This window comes from Streptomyces sparsus (genome assembly GCF_054776295.1).
Genome location: NZ_BAAHCA010001583.1, coordinates 1 through 671, shown reverse-complemented (window position 1 = coordinate 671; position 671 = coordinate 1). Strand labels below are relative to the sequence as shown.

The window sequence follows — 671 nt, the reverse complement described above, 5'->3', positions numbered from 1 at the left end:
CCCAGCCGGTCCCGGCCCAGCCGCACGCCGAGCGCGGTCGCCGTGTCGTCGTCCAGCGCCACCCGGCGCTGCGCGCGGGACGCCCACAGCACCGCCGGCAGCATCACCAGCAGGGTCCAGCCCAGCGGCCCGGCCTGCTCCCAGCCGCGCCCGTTGAGTGAGCCGGTCATCCACACCGTCGCCTGCTGGGCGACCATCTGGTCGCCCTTGGTCAGGAACAGCTGGGTGACCGAGCGCAGCGCCACCGCGAAGCCGATGCCGATCAGCACGAAACGCGCGGCGTGCAGGCCGCCGCGCCAGGCGAAGACGTAGACGAGCGCGGCGGCGAGCAGCCCGCCGGCGACGGACAGGTACGGCAGCACGGCGTAGGAGGTGACGCCGAAGGTCATCGCGCCGACGGTGAGCGCCGACGCGCCCTGCGAGACGCCGATGATGTCGGGGCTGGCCAGCGGGTTGCGGGCCACGGTCTGGATGAGCCCGCCCGCCACCCCGAGCGCCGCACCGACCAGCAGGCCGACGACCACCCGGGGCAGCCGCAGGGTGCCGACGACCAGTTCGGCGGGGGAGTCCCGCCCGGTCAGCACCGCCACGACCTCGGCGGGCGCCACGGTGGACTCGCCGAAGCTCAGCGCGGCGACCACCGCCGCGCACAGCAGCGCCAGCAGGACGGC

1 protein-coding gene is annotated in these 671 nt (G+C 75.7%); it reads right to left on the bottom strand.

Going from position 1 to position 671, the window contains the following annotated elements:
• On the bottom strand, positions 1-671 hold a 671-nt coding region (locus ACYVE9_RS29730), incomplete at both ends, for a FecCD family ABC transporter permease (RefSeq protein WP_461030966.1).